This window comes from Acidovorax sp. 22279 (assembly GCF_052045435.1).
In the GTDB taxonomy this organism is placed as follows: domain Bacteria; phylum Pseudomonadota; class Gammaproteobacteria; order Burkholderiales; family Burkholderiaceae_C; genus Acidovorax; species Acidovorax delafieldii.
Window position 1 is genome coordinate 112,609 of record NZ_JBQEOV010000006.1, and the last position, 20,248, is coordinate 132,856.

At 65.8% G+C, this 20,248-nt stretch carries 20 protein-coding genes; 16 read left to right on the forward strand and 4 right to left on the reverse strand.

Features of this window, described 5'->3' with window-relative positions; genetic code table 11:
* The first annotated feature begins 161 nt into the window (after nucleotides 1-161).
* The 4 genes from yajC to ACTJKQ_RS09900 all read left to right on the forward strand — a co-directional run bounded on the left by yajC (nucleotide 162) and on the right by ACTJKQ_RS09900 (nucleotide 5,864).
* Nucleotides 162-497, forward strand: a complete 336-nt coding sequence (yajC, locus tag ACTJKQ_RS09885) for a preprotein translocase subunit YajC (protein ID WP_015016243.1) — start codon at nucleotides 162-164, stop codon at nucleotides 495-497.
* Nucleotides 498-603: 106 nt separating this feature from the next.
* Nucleotides 604-2,487 carry a protein translocase subunit SecD gene (gene secD, locus ACTJKQ_RS09890; protein ID WP_440596719.1) on the forward strand — a complete coding sequence of 628 codons (1,884 nt, stop codon included), beginning with the start codon at nucleotides 604-606 and terminating at the stop codon, nucleotides 2,485-2,487.
* 12 nt (nucleotides 2,488-2,499) lie between these two features.
* Nucleotides 2,500-3,450, forward strand: a complete 951-nt coding sequence (secF, locus tag ACTJKQ_RS09895) for a protein translocase subunit SecF (protein ID WP_056742880.1) — start codon at nucleotides 2,500-2,502, stop codon at nucleotides 3,448-3,450.
* A 17-nt stretch (nucleotides 3,451-3,467) separates the two neighbouring features.
* Nucleotides 3,468-5,864 carry a DUF1631 domain-containing protein gene (locus ACTJKQ_RS09900; RefSeq protein WP_440596720.1) on the forward strand — a complete coding sequence of 799 codons (2,397 nt, stop codon included), beginning with the start codon at nucleotides 3,468-3,470 and terminating at the stop codon, nucleotides 5,862-5,864.
* A 127-nt stretch (nucleotides 5,865-5,991) separates the two neighbouring features.
* Here ACTJKQ_RS09900 and dprA read toward each other — a convergent pair whose 3' ends face one another.
* Together dprA and ACTJKQ_RS09910 are read right to left on the reverse strand one after the other, a co-directional pair.
* Nucleotides 5,992-7,158 (reverse strand): DNA-processing protein DprA, encoded by a 1,167-nt coding sequence (dprA, locus tag ACTJKQ_RS09905; protein ID WP_440596721.1) that lies wholly within the window; start codon nucleotides 7,156-7,158, stop codon nucleotides 5,992-5,994.
* A 79-nt stretch (nucleotides 7,159-7,237) separates the two neighbouring features.
* On the reverse strand, nucleotides 7,238-8,440 hold the full coding sequence (locus tag ACTJKQ_RS09910; RefSeq protein WP_156379587.1) for a LysM peptidoglycan-binding domain-containing protein: 1,203 nt from the start codon (nucleotides 8,438-8,440) through the stop codon (nucleotides 7,238-7,240).
* A 199-nt stretch (nucleotides 8,441-8,639) separates the two neighbouring features.
* Here ACTJKQ_RS09910 and def point away from each other — a divergent pair, with 199 nt between their 5' ends.
* From def to ACTJKQ_RS09970, 12 genes are all read left to right on the forward strand, one after another.
* The gene (gene def, locus ACTJKQ_RS09915; protein ID WP_056067873.1) at nucleotides 8,640-9,149 is read left to right on the forward strand and encodes a peptide deformylase; all 510 of its coding nucleotides are present in this window, start codon (nucleotides 8,640-8,642) and stop codon (nucleotides 9,147-9,149) included.
* Entirely contained in the window at nucleotides 9,149-9,655 is a 507-nt protein-coding gene (locus ACTJKQ_RS09920; RefSeq protein WP_440596722.1) for a hypothetical protein, read from the forward strand. Before def ends, ACTJKQ_RS09920 begins: the two co-directional genes overlap by 1 nt.
* A gap of 68 nt (nucleotides 9,656-9,723) precedes the next feature.
* The gene (gene fmt / locus ACTJKQ_RS09925) at nucleotides 9,724-10,698 is read left to right on the forward strand and encodes a methionyl-tRNA formyltransferase (protein ID WP_440596723.1); all 975 of its coding nucleotides are present in this window, start codon (nucleotides 9,724-9,726) and stop codon (nucleotides 10,696-10,698) included.
* Between the two features lie 47 nt (nucleotides 10,699-10,745).
* A complete protein-coding gene (locus ACTJKQ_RS09930) occupies nucleotides 10,746-11,519 on the forward strand; it encodes an AzlC family ABC transporter permease (protein WP_369817443.1) in 774 nt (257 codons plus the stop codon).
* Nucleotides 11,516-11,851, forward strand: a complete 336-nt coding sequence (locus ACTJKQ_RS09935; RefSeq protein ID WP_056742894.1) for an AzlD domain-containing protein — start codon at nucleotides 11,516-11,518, stop codon at nucleotides 11,849-11,851. The genes ACTJKQ_RS09930 and ACTJKQ_RS09935 overlap by 4 nt, the downstream gene beginning before the upstream one ends.
* Nucleotides 11,852-11,934: 83 nt before the next feature.
* A complete protein-coding gene (locus ACTJKQ_RS09940; protein WP_440596724.1) occupies nucleotides 11,935-13,134 on the forward strand; it encodes a phosphoglycerate kinase in 1,200 nt (399 codons plus the stop codon).
* 216 nt (nucleotides 13,135-13,350) lie between these two features.
* On the forward strand, nucleotides 13,351-14,037 hold the full coding sequence (locus tag ACTJKQ_RS09945; RefSeq protein WP_056067885.1) for a hypothetical protein: 687 nt from the start codon (nucleotides 13,351-13,353) through the stop codon (nucleotides 14,035-14,037).
* A complete protein-coding gene (locus tag ACTJKQ_RS09950) occupies nucleotides 14,034-14,591 on the forward strand; it encodes a FlgO family outer membrane protein (protein WP_056067887.1) in 558 nt (185 codons plus the stop codon). The genes ACTJKQ_RS09945 and ACTJKQ_RS09950 overlap by 4 nt, the downstream gene beginning before the upstream one ends.
* 185 nt (nucleotides 14,592-14,776) lie before the next feature.
* Nucleotides 14,777-15,601, forward strand: a complete 825-nt coding sequence (gene pyrF / locus ACTJKQ_RS09955) for an orotidine-5'-phosphate decarboxylase (protein WP_116748285.1) — start codon at nucleotides 14,777-14,779, stop codon at nucleotides 15,599-15,601.
* A 99-nt stretch (nucleotides 15,602-15,700) separates the two neighbouring features.
* Nucleotides 15,701-16,600, forward strand: a complete 900-nt coding sequence (locus tag ACTJKQ_RS09960; RefSeq protein WP_056742904.1) for a LysR family transcriptional regulator — start codon at nucleotides 15,701-15,703, stop codon at nucleotides 16,598-16,600.
* 169 nt (nucleotides 16,601-16,769) lie between these two features.
* The gene (locus ACTJKQ_RS09965) at nucleotides 16,770-17,744 is read left to right on the forward strand and encodes a Bug family tripartite tricarboxylate transporter substrate binding protein (protein WP_056067894.1); all 975 of its coding nucleotides are present in this window, start codon (nucleotides 16,770-16,772) and stop codon (nucleotides 17,742-17,744) included.
* Nucleotides 17,741-18,733: a succinylglutamate desuccinylase gene (locus ACTJKQ_RS09970; RefSeq protein WP_440596725.1), complete on the forward strand. Its 993-nt coding sequence runs from the start codon at nucleotides 17,741-17,743 to the stop codon at nucleotides 18,731-18,733. Before ACTJKQ_RS09965 ends, ACTJKQ_RS09970 begins: the two co-directional genes overlap by 4 nt.
* Nucleotides 18,734-18,781: 48 nt before the next feature.
* Here the strand turns inward: ACTJKQ_RS09970 and ACTJKQ_RS09975 are convergent, their stop codons facing one another.
* Nucleotides 18,782-19,753, reverse strand: coding sequence for an EamA family transporter (locus ACTJKQ_RS09975; RefSeq protein ID WP_440596726.1), 972 nt, complete (start codon nucleotides 19,751-19,753; stop codon nucleotides 18,782-18,784).
* Nucleotides 19,750-20,190 (reverse strand): acyl-CoA thioesterase, encoded by a 441-nt coding sequence (locus ACTJKQ_RS09980; RefSeq protein WP_056742911.1) that lies wholly within the window; start codon nucleotides 20,188-20,190, stop codon nucleotides 19,750-19,752. The genes ACTJKQ_RS09975 and ACTJKQ_RS09980 overlap by 4 nt, the downstream gene beginning before the upstream one ends.
* Nucleotides 20,191-20,248: the final 58 nt, after the last annotated feature.

The following is a 20,248-nucleotide window of genomic DNA, read 5'->3' on the forward strand; positions in this document are numbered from 1 at the left end:
GGGGCCCGCAGGTGGCAAACACCCGCTGCGCGCTTGGGTCTTCCCCCTTGGGCGGCGCTCAAGGCGCCGCATACAATGCCCTGTTCTGCCCCCGCAGGCGCTTTGGCGCTTGGTGTGGGCGGGTTGTGTGAATTTTGACCATCCGTTGTGGAGTCCAGTCCGTGTTTATTTCTTCCGCTTTCGCCCAAACCGCACCTGCCGCAGCCGCTGGCGGCGGTGACATCATGTCCTCTCTGACCGGCATGCTGCCCCTGGTGCTCATGTTTGTGGTGCTGTACTTCGTCATGATCCGCCCCCAGATGAAGCGCCAGAAAGAACACCGCGCCATGATCGACGCCATCGCCAAGGGCGATGAAGTGGCTACCGCCGGTGGCATCGTGGGCAAGGTGACGCGCCTGTCCGAAGGGTTTCTGCACATCGAGATCGCCAGTGGCGTGGAAGTGCAAATGCAGCGCAGCGCTGTGGTGCAGGTGCTGCCCAAGGGCTCCGTCAAGTAATCCATGAACATCCCCCTGAGGCGCTGCGCGCCCCGGCCCGTCCGGGCGCGGGGTCAGGGGGCGCTGGCGCGTAGGGCGCCTGCACAACTGAGGTGAGAGCGCGATCATGAACCGTTATCCGGTCTGGAAGTACGCGATCCTGGTGATCGTGCTGCTGGTGGGGGCCTTGTACACCCTGCCCAATTTCTTTGGCGAGGCGCCTGCTGTGCAGGTGTCGTCGGCCAAGGCCACCATCAAGGTGGATACCGCCGTGCAGCAGCGGGTGGAAGAAGCCCTCAAGTCCGCCGGTGTGACACCTGACTTTGTGGCGCTGGAGGGCAACTCGGTGCGCGCGCGTTTCGACACGCCCGACACCCAGCTCAAGGCCAAGGACGCCATCCAGAAGGCGCTGGTGCCTGACGCCAACGACCCTTCCTACATCGTGGCCCTCAACCTCGTGTCGCGTTCGCCGCTGTGGCTCAAGGCCCTGCACGCCAATCCGATGTACCTGGGGCTGGACCTGCGCGGTGGCGTGCACTTCATGCTGCAGGTGGACATGCAGGCGGCGCTGACCAAGAAGTCCGAGTCCTATGCGGGTGACATCCGCACGGCACTGCGCGACAAGAACATCCGCCATGGCGGCATCAGCCGCGACGGCCAGTCCATCGACATCAAGGTGCGCGATGAAGCCACGGCCACGGCCGCGCGCAACCTGATCGCCGACCAGTTCGCCGATCTCCAGGTCACCACCACGCCAGAAGGCACTGAGTTCAAGCTGCGCGCTTCGATCAAGCCCGAAGCCACACGCCGCGTGCAGGAGCAGGCGCTCAAGCAGAACATGGTCACGCTGCACAACCGGATCAACGAGCTGGGCGTGGCCGAGCCCGTGATCCAGCAGCAGGGTCTGGACCGCATCGTGGTGCAGCTGCCCGGCGTGCAGGACACCGCCAAGGCCAAGGACATCCTGGGCCGCACTGCCACGCTGGAAGTGCGCATGGTGGACGAGGGCACCGAAGCCCGTTCGGCAGAGACAGGCCGCGGCCCCGTGCCGTTCGGCTCCGAGCGCTACCTGGAACGCAACGGCCAGCCCGTCATCGTCAAGAAGCAGGTCATCCTGACCGGCGAAAACCTGACCGATGCGCAGCCTGGCTTTGACGGCCAGACACAGGAACCCACTGTCAACCTCACGCTGGACGCCAAGGGCTCCCGCATCTTCAAGGACATCACGCGCGAGAACGTGGGCAAGCGCATGGCCATCGTGCTGTTCGAAAAGGGCAAGGGCGAGGTCGTCACGGCCCCTGTCATCCGTTCCGAAATCGGTGGCGGCCGCGTGCAGATCTCGGGCCGCATGACCACGGCCGAGGCCAACGACACCGCCCTGCTGCTGCGCGCTGGCTCGCTGGCCGCGCCCATGGAAATCATCGAGGAATACACCATCGGCCCCAGCCTGGGCGCCGACAACATCGAGCGCGGTATCCACAGCGTGGTGTGGGGCATGGTGGCCATTGCGGTGTTCATGTGCATCTACTACGCACTGTTCGGCATTTTCTCCACCGTCTCGCTGGCGGTGAACGTGCTGCTGCTGCTGGCCATCTTGTCCATGCTACAGGCCACGCTCACGCTGCCCGGCATTGCTGCCATGGCGCTGGCGCTGGGGGTGGCGATTGACTCCAACGTGCTGATCAACGAGCGCATCCGCGAAGAGCTGCGCGAGGGTGTGTCGCCCCAGGCGGCCATCCACGCGGGGTATGAGCGTGCCTGGGCCACCATCCTGGACTCGAACGTGACCACCTTGATCGCGGGCTTGGCGCTGCTGGCGTTTGGCTCCGGCCCGGTGCGTGGCTTTGCTGTGGTGCACTGCATCGGCATCCTGACCAGCATGTTCTCGGCCGTGTTCTTCTCGCGGGGTCTGGTGAACCTGTGGTACGGCCGCAAGAAGAAGCTCAAGAGCGTGGCCATCGGTCAGGTGTGGAAGCCTGAGTCCGATAGTGCTGTGGCCAAGACGAACTAAAGGAGGAAGACCATGGAATTCTTCCGTATCCGCAAAGACATCCCTTTCATGAAGCACGCGTTGGTCTTCAACGCGATCTCCTTCATCACTTTCGCTCTGGCGGTCTTCTTCCTGCTTACGCGTGGGCTGCACCTGTCGGTGGAGTTCACGGGCGGCACCGTGATGGAAGTGGCCTACAGCCAGCCCGCCGAACTGGCCAAGGTCCGCGACACCGTGGCCGCACTGGGCTACCCCGACGTGCAGGTGCAGAATTTCGGCACCTCGCGTGACGTGATGATCCGCCTGCCCGTGCAAAAGGGCGTGACGTCCGCACAGCAGAGCGAGCAGGTGCTGGGCGCCTTGAAGGCTGCAGACCCCGCAGTGACCTTGCGTCGCACCGAATTTGTAGGTCCGCAGGTGGGCGAGGAACTGGTGCACGGTGGCCTGATGGCGCTGGCCATGGTGGTCGTGGGCATCGTGATCTACCTGGCCTTCCGCTTTGAGTGGAAATTCGGCGTCGCCGCAATCATTGCCAACCTGCATGACGTGGTGATCATCCTGGGCTTCTTTGCGTTCTTCCAGTGGGAGTTCTCGCTGTCGGTGCTCGCCGGCGTGCTCGCCGTGCTGGGTTACTCGGTGAATGAATCGGTCGTGATCTTCGACCGGATCCGCGAGGCCTTCCGCAAGTACCGCAAGATGACCACGCACGAGGTGATCGACCACGCCATCACCAGCACGATGAGTCGAACCATCATCACCCACGCCTCCACCGAGGCGATGGTGCTGTCGATGTTCTTCTTTGGCGGCCCGAGCTTGCACTACTTTGCATTGGCGCTGACCATCGGTATCCTGTTCGGTATCTATTCCTCGGTGTTCGTGGCGGCGGCTATTGCCATGTGGCTGGGCGTCAAGCGCGAGGACCTCGTCAAGCCCGCCAAAAAGGAGGGGGATCCCAACGATCCCCATGCCGGAGCTACCGTCTGACCCGCTAATATCTGTTCATGCACACCACGCCCCCTTCTGTTCCGCAACGCCGCCTGGCCCGCCAGGCGCGCCAGCGGTTTGTAGAGGGGATCTGTGGAGGGTTGGTGGATCTGGACAAGACCGTCCAGGACTTCCTCACCGCGTTGATGAACCAGACGGGCACAGCCCGCGAGATGCAGTCGCGCCGGGATGCGTGGCTTCTGTACCAGCAAAAACATTCCGCATGGACGGAGCGCGCCGGCAAGGCCTGGCAGGAGGCGCTGGCTCCCCACGTCAGCTCTACACGTGGCCAGCTGGCGGCTGGTGGTGGGCTCAGTCAGTTCGAGCTGCTCAGCGACGATGTGGTCGAGAACAAGATCCTCGCCTCGCGCATGGCGTTGACGGTGAACGAGCAGGTCAGCCATCAGTTCGACACCTTGCGCCAGCGCACCCAGTCGCTGGAGGGGCAGGAGCTGGACAGTAGCGACATCCTGCGACCCGACACGGTATGCCTGTTGCTGGTGGAACAATGGGTGGAGGCAGGGCTACCCCGCACGGACCTGCAAACCGTGGTGGATCCCCTGCAGCGCGAGCTGGCCAACCTGCTCCAGAAGCACTACCAGGCGGTCAACGTGTTCTACGTAGAGCAGGGCATCACGCCGCAGGTCGATCTCAAATCCAAGGTGCGCCGCACGCAGGGTGGCACCGCCACGGGCAGTGGCGGGGGCGATTCGGGTTCCGGGGGCCTGGCTTCGCAGGCCCTGGCGCAGACCCGCCAGGCCATGATGGCCGCGCGCGGAGGAGTGCAGCAGCCTCCCGGCATGCCCGCTGGGGCTCGGCCGATGGGGCCACCGGGCACGCAGATGCCGCCCCCCGGACATGGCGGCTACCCCCGGCCACCACACGGAATGCCCACGGCCTTTGCCACGGGCATGACGCCCCTGGCCCGGGCACGCCAGCGTGCGCAGGGTGTGATGGGGCAGTTGCGACGGCTACTCACGCAGCCCGCCACCGGCTTTGACATGGTGAATGCGCCCCCCGCTTCGGCCGCGCTGGCACATGCGCTCACGGCGCACCGCGTGCATGCGGACACCTACTACAGTGGCGTGGCCACGCTGATGGAGGACTACAGCCCTGCAGCCGTGGTCCAGTTGGTGGGCGCCGTGCGGGAGCGCTCCACCGAACTCAAGAAGAAAGCGACCACCTCGGGCGAGAAGGCCATCATCGAGGTGGTGGCGTTGATGTTCCAGAGCATCCTCGCAGAGGACCGGATACCGCCCGCCGTGCGGGTGTGGTTTGCCCGGCTGCAGGTGCCGGTGCTGCGTGTGGCCTTGGCTGAGCCCGAATTTTTCAGCAATCTCGACCATCCCGCCCGCAAGCTGATCGACCGCATGGGTGCCTGCGTACTCGGTTTTGACGCGACCAGCATCAATGGCAGCGCGTTGGAAGCCGAGATTCGCCGTGTGGTGCAGGTGATCGAGCAGTACCCCGAGACCGGACGCCGCGTCTTCCAGCTCGTCTATGACGAGTTCGAGAAATTTTTGGCCAAGTTCCTCACTGAAAAGCAGGTCACCTCGCGCCTGGTGAGCGTCGCCCAGCAGGTCGAGCAACGGGAAACGCTGGCGATCCAGTACACCATCGAGCTGCGCACCATGTTGCGCGACATGCCGGTGCGCGACGAGATCCGCGAGTTCCTGTTCAAGACCTGGGCCGAGGTGCTGGCGCTGTCGGCCGTGCGTGATGGCCCTCAACATGCCGACACGGTGGCCTTCAAGCGCACGGCAGCAGACCTCGTCTGGGCCGCCAGCGCCAAACCCAATCGCAGCGACCGGGCCCAGGTCATCCAGAACCTGCCCGCGCTGCTGCAACGTCTGCGCCAAGGGCTGACCCTGCTGGGCGTGAACGGCGCGGCCCAGGATGCGCAGGTCAAAGTGTTGACAGACACCCTGGCCGACGCCTTTTTGTCCAAGACGGCGTCCATTCCCCAGGCGCACATCGATGCCATGGCCAAACGCCTGGCCAACCTCGAAGACTTCATCAGTGATGCCACACTGGGTGACATGCCGCTCAATGCGGACAACATCGAGATGATGCTCGGCATCGACGCCTCGTCCATCCACGTGATTGCTGACAACGGTGCTCCGGTGGACGATGCCATGGTGGCCTGGGCGCAGGATCTGCAGCCTGGCACCTGGTATACGCTGGACCACAACGGCGCATCGGCCCAGGTGCAGTACGCCTGGCAAAGCCAGCGCAAGCAGTTGCACTTGTTTGCTGCGGTGGATGGCAGCAGTTACCTGATCCAGTTGCGCCGCCTGGCGGCGTACCTGCAGGCTGGCTTGCTGGTGGCCCAGGACGAGGAAGGACTCACGCTGCGCGCCACGCGCGATGCCCTGGCCAAGCTGGACGCCAACCCGGAACGATTGCTGGACTGAGCCCCCGCAGGCGTTGCTCAGAGCCTGTGTGAGATCTCCTGTGAGATCGTCAACAGGCGCTTTTATCCGGGATGCGTGTTGGCATCCCTTGCGCCCCTCTGGCCCCGGGCGATCACTGAGTGATCAGCTAGCCCCTGCCGACCCGCTGAAACAACCCCCCCGGCAACCGCGCAATGCTGCCGTCGAGTTCCAGTTCCAGCAGGGCCACCTGCAAGGCCGATGCGCCTATGCCCGTGCGGGCGACCAGAGCATCCAGCCCCATGGGGTCGTAGCCCAAGGCGGCGAGCACGGGGTCTTCGCTGCCGTCCGATACAGCGACTCCTGCGGCGTTCGCGCCTTCGTGGGGCAGGCCGGACATGGTGGTGGCGGGGATCTTGAGTTCTTCCAGTACATCCTGGGCAGACTCCACCAGCTTGGCGCCTTGACGGATCAGCGCATGGCAGCCGCGTGACTGCGGTGCATGAATGGAACCTGGAATGGCAAACACTTCACGCCCCTGCTCGGCCGCCATGCGGGCTGTGATCAGCGAGCCCGATGCCAGTGCGGCTTCCACCACCAGCGTGCCCTGCGAGAGGCCCGAAATGATGCGGTTGCGTTTGGGAAAGTTGCCTGGCAGCGGTGGAGTACCCAGGGGGTACTCGCTGACGATCAGTCCGTGTGCGGCAATGCGATGGGCCAGGTCCAGGTTCTTGCGCGGATACACGCGGTCGAGCCCGGTGCCTACCACGGCGATGGTGGCGGCCCTTGCGCAAGGGGGCGTCGCCGAGTCCAGCGCGCCTTCGTGGGCGGCAGCGTCTACCCCCAGCGCAAGCCCCGACACGATGGTCAAGCCTGCGCTGTGCAGCGCCCGGGCAAACAGGCGAGCGTTCTCTGCGCCCTGGGCGGTGGGATTGCGGCTCCCGACCACAGCGAGACAGCGATCACTGGGAAAAGGCTGGTGCTCCAGCAGTGATGCCGGGCCCATGAGGTAGAGCAGCAGCGGTGGGTCTTCCGTGTCCAGCAAGGCCTGCGGATAGCGCAGGTCGCCCAGGCTCACGATGGCGCGCGCGGGGCCTAGTGGCACAGCACTGGCAAGCCATTGGGCGGTGGTCTGCCACAGGGCTTCCCACCCCTGCGGAATCTCGCGCAACGCCTTGGCCTGCGCGGCGGGCACACAGAGTTGCAGGGCGGCTTCGGTCTGCTGAAAGATGGATTGCGGCAAGCCAAAGCGTGCCAGCAGACGCCGCGCGGCCCCGTTGCCAATGCCTGGCGTCAAGGTCAGCCGCAGCCAGGCGCCGAGTTCGTCGTGGTCCATGGATACCAGTACGGCGCGGCAACGTGACTACCGCAGCGCAGGAACCCCGCGCGGCGATACGTACTACCGGCCCTCAGCGTTACTTGGGGTTGACCAAGCGGTCGCCGACGCGCACACCGTTGCGGATTTCCAGCAGCAGCACATAGGACACGCGCTCGAAGGTGCGGAACACCATGGCAGTGCCGTTGATTTCACTGGGCAGCTTGACCATCGCCCTGTTGCTGTCGGTCATGTCCTTGATGCGGTCGCCCTTGGTCAGCAGGCTGAGCACATGGCCAGGCTCCAGTCCGTCCTGCGAACCCATATTGATGGCTACCACCTGATTTTGGGCTGCATAGGCCACGGCCGAACTGCCATAAATGGATACCACGCGGGCATCCACTTCCATCTCGGGGGCTCGGGGGGTGTAGCTCAGGAACGGGCGGGCGGGTGCAGGCAGCAGGCGGTCGCCCGCGCGGACTTCCTCCTTGGTGGCCGACAGATCCACGGTGGCGGGGATGTATTCCGCCGTGTATCCACCCTTGCCGTTCGGAATTTCTTCGAACGACTCACCACGCACCAGTTCCGCTTTGCCCAGGTACTGGGCTTCGTATCCCAGCACTTCGGCCGTCACGGGGTCCTTGAGCGCCACGGCATTGCGGAAAACACGGTAGTACCGGGGTTCGCCCGCTTCTGCCAGCATGGGCGACGCGGCGTCCCCACGCACATAGACACGGTCGCCCGCCGCCATCAGCACGCGCTCTTCCGTCGTCGCGATCACGCGCGGGGCGCTCAGCAGCACTTGCTCGTCCACCACGAGGGGCTCGACCAGGAAGGGCTCGATGAGGTGCTGCTTGAGTGTGGGCAACGCGGAATCAGCCAAACTATCGCTGCGGGTGCGGGGCGAGATGCGCACGGTCTCGGGTTCGCTGGAGCGGCTGGTGCTCAGGCGGGCATAGCCGCCTTCCTTAATAAGGTAAAGCGTCTGGCCAGGAAAGATCAGGTGCGGGTTGGGGATGGTTTTGAGGTTCATGCCCCAGAGCTCGGGCCAGCGCCATGGGCGCTTGAGGTACATGCCCGAAATGCCCCAGAGCGTGTCGCCCCGCTTGACAGTGTAGGTGTCTGGGGCGTTGGGCGCCAGCTCCTCCAGCGGTACACCCCGCTCGGACACCTGCTGCGCTGTGGCGCGCTGGCCGCTGGAGATGGGGTAATTCTGCGCCTGGGCCGGCATGACCAGCAGGGCGCCAGCAATGATCGTGAGCGCGCCCAGGGCGGTCCGCCGCACGCTGGTGAATGCCGTCATGTTGTTCCTTTTCTCATGCATTGGGAAACGCCCCCTCGCTGGCACCTCGGCGCACAAAGCAGGCGTGCGGCCGGGCAAATACGTTACAAAGCTTCTTAGATTCTCTGCTCAAGCCCTTGATTCGGCAACGATTATTGGCTCGCAAGGCGGCAGTAGGCCGCAAAAGTGGCGAAAATAGCGACATCTCTTACCTGCAGCCATGGCAATCCTTCCCATTCTCTGTTACCCGGACCCCCGGCTTCACAAGGTCGCCCGCCCCGTCCAGGCGGTGGACGACCGCATTCGCACGCTGGTGGCCGACATGCTGGCCACAATGTACGACGCGCACGGCATTGGCCTGGCGGCCACCCAGGTGGATGTGCATGAGCGGCTGGTGGTCATCGACGTGTCGGAGGAGCGCGACCAGCCCCTGGTACTGATCAACCCCGAGCTGGTCTGGACCAGCGCCGAAAAGCACCTGAACGAAGAAGGCTGCCTGTCGGTGCCTGGCATTTATGACGGCGTGGAGCGTTTTGACGCGGTGCATGTGCGCGCGCTGGACGCTCAGGGCCAGTCCCGCGTCATCGAGGCCGACGGACTGCTGGCGGTCTGTATCCAGCACGAGATGGACCACCTGATGGGCAAGGTGTTTGTGGAATACCTCTCCCCCCTCAAGCGCAACCGCATCAAGACCAAGATGGTCAAGCAGCAGCGGGAGGCGCGCGGCTGATGCGCGCAGCGCTCTGCGTCCGCTGGGGCGTCAGAGTGCTGGCGCTGGTGGCGCTGGCTTGCCAGTTGGCGGGCTGTGTGCTGCCGGCCCGTGAACGGCCCGGCGCGTTGCGGGCCGAAGTGATCGCTCGTCTGGGCCCGCCAACCGCCACGATAGCGCTGCCCTCTGGCGAGCGGCTGCTGTACTCGGAATTACCCGCCGGGTTTGCCGCCTACAACCTCGACTTTGATGCCATTGGCCGGCTGGTGCGCAACGAGCAGGTGCTCACGCAGCAGCGATTCGAGAACCTGCCCGTGGGCACCTGGACCCGTGCCGACCTGCAAAACACCTTCGGAATGCCCTTGCGTGTCGAGCAGGTGGCGCGCTTTGATGGTGATATCTGGACCTACCGCTTCCGGCAGAACTCGGACCTGCGACAGGCCCATGTGCACCTGGATCGCCAAGGGGTGGTGCGCCAGGTGTTGTTCACCGACGAACTGCCGAATTTTGACAACGTGCGCGATTGACTGGTTGGGTGGTCCCGCTGGGCCACCGAGTCCCGCGCGCACCTAAGCCGCTATCTATATCTGCTTTCATGAGAGTCATTTTTGCTGGTACCCCCGAATTCGCCCGTGTGGCCCTGGAGCGGCTGTTGTCTGCAGGCTTCACCGTTCCACTGGTCCTGACGCAACCGGATCGCCCCGCTGGCCGTGGCATGAAGCTGCAGGCTTCGCCTGTGAAGCAATGCGCACTGGAGCACGGCATTGCTGTCGCACAGCCCCGCAGCCTGCGCCTGGATGGCAAATACCCCGAGGATGCCGCAGCAGCGCGCGAAGCCCTGCTCGCAGCCCAGGCCGATGTGATGGTCGTGGCCGCCTACGGGCTGATCCTGCCGCAGTGGACCCTGGATCTACCGCGCCTGGGCTGCCTGAACATCCACGCGAGCCTGCTGCCGCGCTGGCGCGGCGCCGCCCCCATTCACCGCGCCATCGAGGCAGGCGATGCCGAAACCGGCGTCACCATCATGCAGATGGATGCAGGGCTGGACACGGGCGACATGCTGCTGACCGAGCGCCTGCCTATTGCCCCGGGCGATACGACAGCCACCCTGCACGACCGCCTGGCCGCGCTGGGCGGTCGCATGATCGTCGAGGCGCTGGAGCTGGCCGCCTGCGGTGGCCTCACTGCTGTGCCGCAACCGGCAGACGGCATCACCTACGCCCACAAGATCGAAAAGGCCGAGAGCACGATCGACTGGACACTGCCTGCCGCAGTCATTGGCCAGCGCATTCGCGCGTTCGATCCCTTCCCGGGGGCCAGCACCGAGTGCAACGGCGAGACGATCAAGATCTGGAGCTATGCAATTGATAGCGTTCAAGGCAAATCCGACCAGCGCTCCGGGCAGATTTTGGCTGCGGATGGCGCGGGAGTGACCGTCGCATGCGGTAGCGGCACGGCGTTGCGCCTGACCACGCTGCAGCGGGCGGGTGGCAAGCGGCTGGCGGCGGCTGATTTCTTGCGCGGCTTTGACCTGCACCCGGGCATGGTGCTGGGCGCAAACCCTGCATGAGCGTGTCTGCTGCGCTGGGCCGGACACTGCGCCACCCCTCCTTCCGAATGGCCGCCATCGACATGGCCGGTACCTCGCTGGGCATTGCAGCCTGGGGGCTGGTCACCGGGGTGGCCATGGTCAAAAGTGGCATGTCGGTCGGCATGGCCGTGTTCATGTCGCTGCTGGTGTATGCCGGCAGCGCCCAGCTCGCCGTCATTCCGCTGCTGTCCGTGGGCGCGCCGCTGTGGGTGGTGTGGCTCACGGCCGCCTGCGTCAACCTGCGGTTTGTGATTTTCAGCAGCATGTGGCGCAGCTACTTTGCGCACCTGCCGCTGCGCCAGCGCCTGGCCGTGGGGTATTTCAGCGGGGACGTGATCTATGTGGCGTTCATGAAGCGCTTTCCGGAACCCCGGCCGGCCCCGGAGCAGGTGCCGTATTTCTGGGGCGCGGCCTCCACCAACTGGCTGGCTTGGCAGGTGCCGTCCATCGCCGGCATCCTGCTGGCCAACGCGGTGCCCTTGTCCTGGGGGCTGGGTTTTGCGGGGGTACTGGCCTTGCTGGGCGTGCTGCTGTCCCTGCTGTTCGACCGGGCCACCTGGCTCGCCACGGGTGTTGCGGCCACTGCAGCGATTGCTGCGTTTGCCTTGCCGCTCAAGCTCAACATCCTGGTGGCGCTGGCGGCCGCCGTGGCCGCGGGACTGCTGATGGAGGCCGTGGACCGCCGCCGTCGCCAACCCGAGTTGCTACTGGTGCCCGCTGACAGCGTCATGCCGCCCGAGGAGCGCGAGCATGTCGAGGCGGGCGATGTGGTGCCGCTGCGCGAGGAACGCCACCCATGAGCTGGTCCTGGATCTATCCCTTGCTGGCCACTGTGGGCCTGGCGGTGATCACGGTGGTGTCGCGCTCCTTCTTCATGATCCCGGAGCGTGAGTTGCCCCTGCCCGACTGGCTCAAGCGGGGCCTCAAATATGCCCCGCTGGCAGCGCTCACCGCCGTCATTGCACCCGAGATCCTCATGGTGCAGGGCGAGCTGATCGACACCTTCATGGACGCACGCCTGCCGGCCGTGCTGTTCGCCAGCGTGTATTACTTCTGGCGCCGGGGCATCCTGGGCACCATTCTGGTGGGCATGGCGGTGTATCTGCCACTGCACATCGGCTGGGGCTGGTAGGTGCTGGCGGCGGGCGGCCGCGTCAGCAGGGCCGCCTAAAATGGCGCCCCTGATCCACCGGCCCCTCCAGGAAACCTTCCCCCATGAACATCCTTCGCTTTTCCGATCTGTGCGCCCAGGGCAAGGCCCGCAACCAGCGCGTCTTCATCCGCGCCGACCTGAACGTGCCGCAAGACGACGCCGGCAACATCACTGAAGACACCCGCATCCGTGCCTCCATTCCCGCGGTCCGCATGGCGTTGGACGCCGGTGCCGCTGTCATGGTCACCAGCCACCTGGGCCGCCCGACTGAAGGCGAATTCAAACCCGAGGACTCCCTGGCCCCCGTGGCCCAGCGCATGGCCGAACTGCTGGGCCGTGAAGTGCCGCTGGTCGCCAACTGGGTGGATGGTGTGCAAGTGGCACCCGGCCAGATCGTGCTGTTGGAAAACTGCCGCCTGAACGTGGGCGAGAAGAAAAACAAAGAGGAGCTGGCACGCAAGATGGCCGCGCTGTGCGACATCTTCGTGAACGACGCGTTTGGCACCGCCCACCGCGCCGAAGGCACCACTTACGGCATCGCGCAGTACGCCCCCATTGCCTGCGCCGGCCCGCTGCTGTCGGCCGAGATCGATGCCCTGACCAAGGCCCTGGCCCATCCTCAGCGCCCGCTGGCGGCCATCGTGGCGGGCTCCAAGGTGTCCACCAAGCTCACCATCCTGCAAAGCCTGGCCGACAAGGTGGACCAGCTCATCGTGGGCGGCGGCATTGCCAATACCTTCATGCTGGCGGCCGGCCTGCCCATCGGCAAGAGCCTGGCTGAGCCCGATCTGCTGGACGCCGCCAAGTCCGTGATGGCTGCCATGAAGGCGCGTGGCGCCGAGGTGCCGATCCCCACGGACGTGGTCGTGGCCAAGACATTTGCTGCGGATGCCCCCGCCACGGTGAAGGCCGCCACGGACGTGGCGCCCGACGACATGATCCTGGACATCGGCCCCGAGACGGCTGCCCGCCTCGCGGCCCAGCTCAAGTCTGCTGGCACCATCGTCTGGAATGGCCCCGTGGGCGTGTTCGAGTTTGCCGCTTTTGAGAACGGTACCAAGCAACTCGCCAAGGCGATTGCCGAATCCTCGGCCTTCAGCATCGCGGGCGGTGGCGACACGCTGGCCGCCATCGCGAAGTACGGCATCGACAAGCAAGTGGGTTACATCTCCACCGGTGGCGGCGCTTTCCTGGAAGTGCTGGAAGGCAAAAAGCTGCCCGCTTTCGACATCCTGGAGCAGCGCGCAGCCGCTTCCGTGTAAGCAAATGCAAGGCGGGCCACCGCAAAGGTGGCTCTGCCTGCTTACACGCCTTGCATCGGCACACAACTGTGACCAAAAACAACGAACTGTGTACGCCGGAGCGTAGTTAGCGTAATTTTTTCTTGTTTTTGTTGAGGATACCGCCCAGAATTATTTTTCAATCGTGCGGGTCGCATCTGTTCGGATCCTCGCAAATTCAGTCCGTAGGAGGGAATCATGTCGTTTTCAAAGGCAATCAGCTTGGCCGTGCTGGCTGGCGCTGTGGCAACTTTGGTGGGGTGCGCACAGAGGGCGCCTATTCCCGTCGCGGAAAATTTCGAGTACACCTCGCAGCCCAAGGTTCGCTCCGCCGGACATTGGGACCTGGTCTCGCGCGATGTGGTCAATCAGACGCTGAGCACCCTGGACAAGGCCGGCGTGGCCCCCAACACCCCCCTGCATGTGTCATTGCCCGCCAATGCCACGCAGTTTGAAACCGCCTTCCGCGAGTTCCTGATCACCAAACTGGTCCAGAACGGCGCCGTGGTGCAGCAGAACCTGGGCCAGGCCCTGGAAGTCTCCTACGGTATCCAGGTCGTGCGCCACAACAGCGACCGCCCGCATTTCATCCCTGGTCAGTTCACCATGCTTGCTGCAGGCCTGTTTGCCGCGTACGGTCTGCGCCATGAGCACATCGACGCCCAGCTGGCCGCAGGCCTGGGTCTGTCGATCGCCGCCGACTATGCCAACAGCATCAACTCTGGTGGCCCGACCAACACCGAGCTGATCCTGACCACCACTGTCACGCGCGGCGGCCAGTACCTGGCTCGCAAGACCGACGTGTACTACCTGGAAAACGCTGACACCCCGTTGTTCACGCGCCCCTCGTACAAGAACGTCAACATGAAGGTTGTCTCGCAATGAAAACCCCCGCACTTCTTCTGACGGTGCTGGCCGGCGCGGTGCTGGCCGGTTGCGCCAACAACGCTGCGCCGGTGCGCGTCGAGCCCACCTACCAGGAAGCCGCCAGCAGCCAGTTCATCCAGAGCAGCCGCGACGCGGTGAGCAAGCTGACCACCGGTTTCGACATGAACTCGCTGGGTGGCGGGCCCGTGCTCGTGGCCACCGTGGTCAACGTCAACGACCTCAGCCGCGCCGCCCCGCTGGGCCGCACGTTGTCCGAGCAGTACGCCACCAGCATGGCGGCCAGCGGCTTCAACGTGAAGGAAATCAAGCTGCGCGGTGACGTGTTCGTGCGCGAAGGCCAGGGCGAGCTGCTGCTGTCGCGTGAGATCAAGGACATTGCCCGCAACCATAATGCCTCCCTGGTGCTGGTGGGTACCTACTCTGCGGCCGCCAACTACACCTACGTGAGCCTGAAGCTCGTGCGCACCGAAGACAGCCGCATCGTGCGTGGCTACGACTACGCGCTGCCCAACGACCGCGACGTGCAACGGCTGCTGGCTGTGCCCCGCTGATCGTTCTTTCTCACTAGGGACTTGTTGCTCCCTGTGCTACCGAAAAAAGGCCGTCTCGACGGCCTTTTTTGTTGCCCGGTGGCACACCCCGGGGTGCCCGAAACCTCCGCTTCGCAGAGCCTCTCTTCGACGATCACGGTCCCCGGCGGGGGCATCCCGTGCCCACCCACCTAAAATCACGCCCCATGAACTTCACCGACATGCTGCGCGACGCCACGGCACAGAACAACTCCCTGCTGTGCGTGGGCCTGGACCCTGAACCCACGCGGTTTCCCGCTGCGATGCAGGGCGACCCCCGCAAGATCTATGACTTTTGCGCGGCCATCGTGGACGCCACCGCCGACCTGGTGTGTGCCTTCAAGCCGCAGATCGCCTACTTCGCTGCGCACGGTGCCGAGGACCAGCTCGAACGCCTGATGCAGCACATGCGGGCCAACGCACCGCAGGTGCCGGTGATCCTGGACGCCAAGCGCGGCGACATCGGCTCCACGGCCGAGCAGTACGCCAAGGAGGCCTTCGAGCGCTACGGTGCCGATGCCGTCACGCTGTCGCCCTTCATGGGCTTCGACTCCATCGAGCCCTATCTGGCCTACCACGGCAAGGGCGCGTTTTTGCTCTGTCGCACGTCCAACCCCGGCGGCGACGACCTGCAGACCCAGCGCTTGGCCAGCGTCGAGGGCCAGCCGCTCATGTACGAGCATGTGGCGCGTCTGGCGCAAGGCCCCTGGAACAAGAATGGCCAGCTCGGCCTCGTGGTGGGCGCCACCTACCCGCAGGAGATCGAGCGCGTGCGTGCCATCGCGCCCACGCTGCCGCTGCTGATTCCGGGCGTGGGTGCCCAGGGTGGTGATGCCGCCGCCACCGTGCGCGCCGGGCTGCGCAGTGACGGGCCGATCATCGTGAACTCGTCGCGGGCCATTCTTTACGCGTCCAAAGGCGAGGACTTTGCTGCGGCCGCGCGTGCAGAAGCCATGCGCACCCGAGGCGTTCTGGAAGCTGCCCGGGGCTGAGCGCTCTCACTCCGACCGCGGTGTCTGGTCCTCTAACGGGGCTGGCACAGCCCAGGCACCAGCCCACCGACCGGACAGCCGCCCCTTCAGGAGCCGACGATGCAGTTGAAATGGCTGGAAGACTTCATCGTGCTGGCGCAGGAGCGCAGCTTCACCCGCGCGGCGGAGCTGCGGCATGTCACCCACCCCGCGTTTGGCCGGCGCATCCGCGCGCTGGAGGCCTGGGCAGGCACGCCGCTGGTGGAGCGCGGCAGCGGCGGCCCCGTCACCCTCACGCCCGCCGGGCAAAGTTTTCTGGACACCGCCGGGCAAATGGTGCGCAACCTCACCCAGTCGCACGAGGAGCTGCAAAGCCTGGCCGGGCGGCAGGCCCGCACCGTGACTCTGGCCACGGGCCGCACCTTGGCGCGCACCGTGGTGGCCGACTGGCTGGTGCGCCTGCAGCCCATTTTGCAGGGCGGCGAGCTGTGCATTCGCACCCGGGCGCTGGCCGACACCGTGGGCATGCTGGAGCGCAACGAGGCTGATTTTTCGCTCGTGTACCACCACCCGGCCCTGGCCATCCGGCTCGATGCGCGGCAGTTCACGCACCTGACGGTGGCCTCCGACCGGCTGGTGCCCGTCTCGCGCGCCACGGCGCAGGGGCAGGCGCTGCACCGGTTCGGGCCCGACGCCACGCTGGTGCCCTACCTGGCCTACGCGCCCCAGCTCGCCCTGGGGCGGCTGGTGGAAGACCACCTGGCGCACAACCCCCATGCGCCCCGGCTGCAGCGCGTGGTGGAGTGCGACTCGGCCGACGCCCACTACGAATACGTGCAAAAAGGCCTGGGCGTTGCGTGGCTGCCCTGGTCCATGGTGTTTGCCGACTGCAAGGCCCAGCGGCTCGCGCTGGCGGGTGACGCCCGCATGGAGGTGCGTTTTGACGTGCGCCTGTATCGCCCCAAGCGCCGCCTGGGGCCGCTGGCCGAGGCGTTGTGGAAGGCCCTGGCGCAGCGCTGATGAGCGCGCGTCCACGGTGAGAGACCTGCGGGTTTCCCCGTGGCAGGCATCGTGAATCAGCACGACCTGGTGCCGTTTTGGCACCAACAGCCAGGGGCCGGTTTTTCACAATCCAATCCATACCTCACCCGCCCCATTCAGCCCCACGCCTTTGCCAAGGAGTTTCACCATGACCACCGTCCGTCCCCTGCGCCGTGCTGCACTGCTGTGCGGCCTGGCCGTTCTCGCTGCCCCTGCCATCGCGCAAGACGCCTACCCCAGCAAGCCCATCACCATCGTGGTGGGCTATCCGCCCGGCGGCAGCACCGACCTGACCGCGCGCACGGTGGCCACCGAGCTGGGCAACAAGCTCGGCGTGCCGGTGGTGATCGAGAACCTGGGCGGTGCCGGTGGCGCGATCGGTGCGCAGAAGGTGGCCAACGCCGCACCCGACGGCTACACCCTGCTGGTGGGCGCCAACAACGAGATCGCCATCAACAAGCTCGTGACCAAGAAGGTCAAGTACGACATCAAGGACTTCACCGCCATCGGTCTCATTGCCTCCCAGCCGCTGGTGCTGGTGGCCTCCACCGGCGCGGGCGTCAAGAACATGGCGGAGTTCACGCAGAAGGTGTCCAAGAACCCCGGCAAGTTCAGCTACGGCAGCTCGGGCGTGGGCACGGCGCTGCACCTGGCGGGCGAGGCCGTGAAGGAGCAAGGCAAGCTGTTCATGACCCACATCCCCTACCGGGGGGTGGCGCCGCTCACCAGCGACCTCATGGGCAACAACCTGGAGTACGGCGTGTTCGTGCTCTCCAGCGGCCTGCCGCACATCAAGAGTGGCAAGGTGATTGCACTGGGCACCACCGAGGCCAAGCGCTCGGCCACCACACCCGACATCCCCGCGCTGGCCGAGTCGCCGCAGTACAAGAACGTGGACATCAGCGTGTGGTTTGCGCTCATGGCGCCTGCCAACCTGCCCAAGCCAGTGACCGACAAGCTCAAGAAGGCACTGGCCGACAGCCTGCAATCGCCGGACTTCCGCAAGAAGATGGAAGCCAGCGGGTCCACCGTGGCCTCGCCCACCGTGAACATCGACCAGTTCCTGACCACCGAAGTGGCCAAGTACAAGAAGATTGTTGAATTCGCCAAGATCGAAGAATGAGCAGCAGCACTCTCCCCCCCACGTCCGTGCAACCCCTGGTGTTTGCGCTGCCCGCTCCCGACATCGGCGCCTGGCGCGCCGGCAACACCGGCACCGAAGGCGTGTGGCATTTCGACTCGGGCCGACCCGGCCGCCACGTGATGATCAGCGCCCTGGTGCATGGCAACGAGCTGTGCGGCGCCTGGGCGCTCAAAGGCCTGCTCGACGCCGGTGTGCGCCCGCAGCAGGGCACGCTCACGCTTGCGTTCTGCAACCTCGACGCCTTCGACCGGTTTGACCCCGGCAACCACGACGCCTCGCGCTTCACCGACGAAGACCTCAACCGCCAGTGGCTGGACGAGCGCATCGACGCGGCCGACACCAACGAGCGCCGCCGCGCCGCCGCACTGCGCCCGTGGGTGGCGCAGGCCGACTGGCTGCTCGACATTCATTCCATGCACGAGCCCTCGGCGCCGCTGCTGCTCACCGGCATCCAGCCGCGCAACCTGGCGCTGGCGCGTGCCATGCGCTCGCCCGAACACATCGTGGTGGACGCCGGCCACAAGGACGGCATGCGCATGCGTGACTACGGCCGGTTTGGCGACCTGGACGACAACGGCACCCGCTCGCTGCTCATCGAATGTGGCTTCCATGGCGACCCGGCCAGCCGCGCCGTGGCGCAGGACCAGTGTGTGCGCTTCATCGAACAGTCCGGTGCGCTGAGCGCCGACGCGCTGGCGCAGCAGCTGCCCGGCTGGCGCCTGCCCGACGCACCGCGCCAGTGGGCGCTGGAGGTGACCGGCCCCGTGGTTGCCACCAGCAGCGCCTTCCGGTTCGTGGCGCCGTACACGGGCCTGGAAGTGTTCGAGAAGGCGGGCACGGTGATTGGTGACAACGACGGCGTGCCGGTGGTCACTCCGTACGACGACTGTGTGCTGGTGATGCCCTCGGTGCGCCAGGCACGTGCCGGGGTGACCGTGGTGCGCTTTGCGCGGCGCAGGTTGCTGTAGCCGGTGCTGCGGCCGAATGCTATCCAATTGATAGCTGCTGTGGCATATTCAACCAGCGCTACCGGCCCTTCTGGCTTGTAGTCTGGGCCCCAGCACCACACAGGCCAGCGCGGCCACCACCAGCGCAATGCCCGCCCACTGCCAGGGCGCCACGCCCTCGTCCAGCAGCAGCCAGCCTGCGGTGAGGCCCACCACCGGCACCGCCAGGCTGAATGGCGCCACGCGGTTGGCGGGGTAGCGCTGCAGCAGGTTGGTCCACAGCGCGTAGCCCACGATGGTGGCGGCCCAGCCCAGGTAGGCCACGGCGGCCCACGACAGCAGCGGCACGCTGGCCAGCGTTTGCCACTGCAGCCAGCGCGCGGCGTCGGGGTCGAACAGGGCGGACAGCGCCATGAACGGCAGCACCGGCACCAGGCTGCTCCAGATCACAAAGGCCAACGGATCAAACCCCGGGCTGTGCTGCTGCGCCAGCCGCGCCACGATGTTGGACGATGCCCACATGGCCGCACCACACAGCGTGAGCAGCAGGCCCGCCAGCGTGGTGGCTGCCGCCACCCCCATGCCGGACCCCGGACCCACATAGTTCATCGCAAAACACACCAGCCCCAGCGCGGCCAGCCCCATGCCCACGCGCAGCGGCAGCCCCGGGCGCTCGCGCAGCAGCGCAAAGCCCAGCAGCGCCGTGAAGAACACCTGGGTTTGCAGCAGCACGCTGGCCAGCCCGGCCGTCATGCCCACCTTGAGCCCGATGAACAAAAAGCCGAACTGCCCCACGCCCTGGAACAACCCGAACAGCAGCACCCAGCGCCAGTGCATGCGCGGCGGGCGCACCAGCAGCACCAGGGGCAGGGCCGCGCACAGGTAGCGCGCGGCACCCAGCTGGAACGGGCTGAAGCTGCGCAGCCCCCACTTCATCGCCACAAAGTTCACGCCCCAGAGGATCACCACCACCAGCGCCGCGAGCAGATCGCGCGCACGCAGCGGGCTGGTGGCGGCTGCGGTCGGTGCAGCGCCGCTCATTGCGCCGCGCGCGCTGCGTCGATGTGCGCCTTCACGCGCTGGGCCAGTGCAATGTCGCCGGGGGTCTCGGGGCTCCACTTGTCCACGGTGCGCGGCTGGTCGCTGGCATCCACGGCGGTGTACACGGCCACGCAGTGCACCACGTCCTCCAGCGGCGCGCCGTGTACGGCGCCGCTGCGCACCTCCACCGCCAGGCACATGCTGGTATCGGTGGTGTAAGCCAGGCGCGCGTGCACCTCGACCAGATTGCCCGGCCGGATAGGGCGCACAAAGTGGGCTCCGCCCACAAACTCGGTCACGCAATCCCCCTGGGCCCAGGCGCTGGCGCAGGCAAATCCAGCCTCATCCACCCAGCGCAGCACCGTGCCACCGGGTACGCGGCCCGCCTGGGGCAGGGTCGTCTGGGACGCCAGGAAGCGCAGGGTGATCGAGTGCATGCCAGGGGCTCCAAAGGATGGGGAAGCGTTCATTATTCTCCAGCGCCCCGGCCGGTGC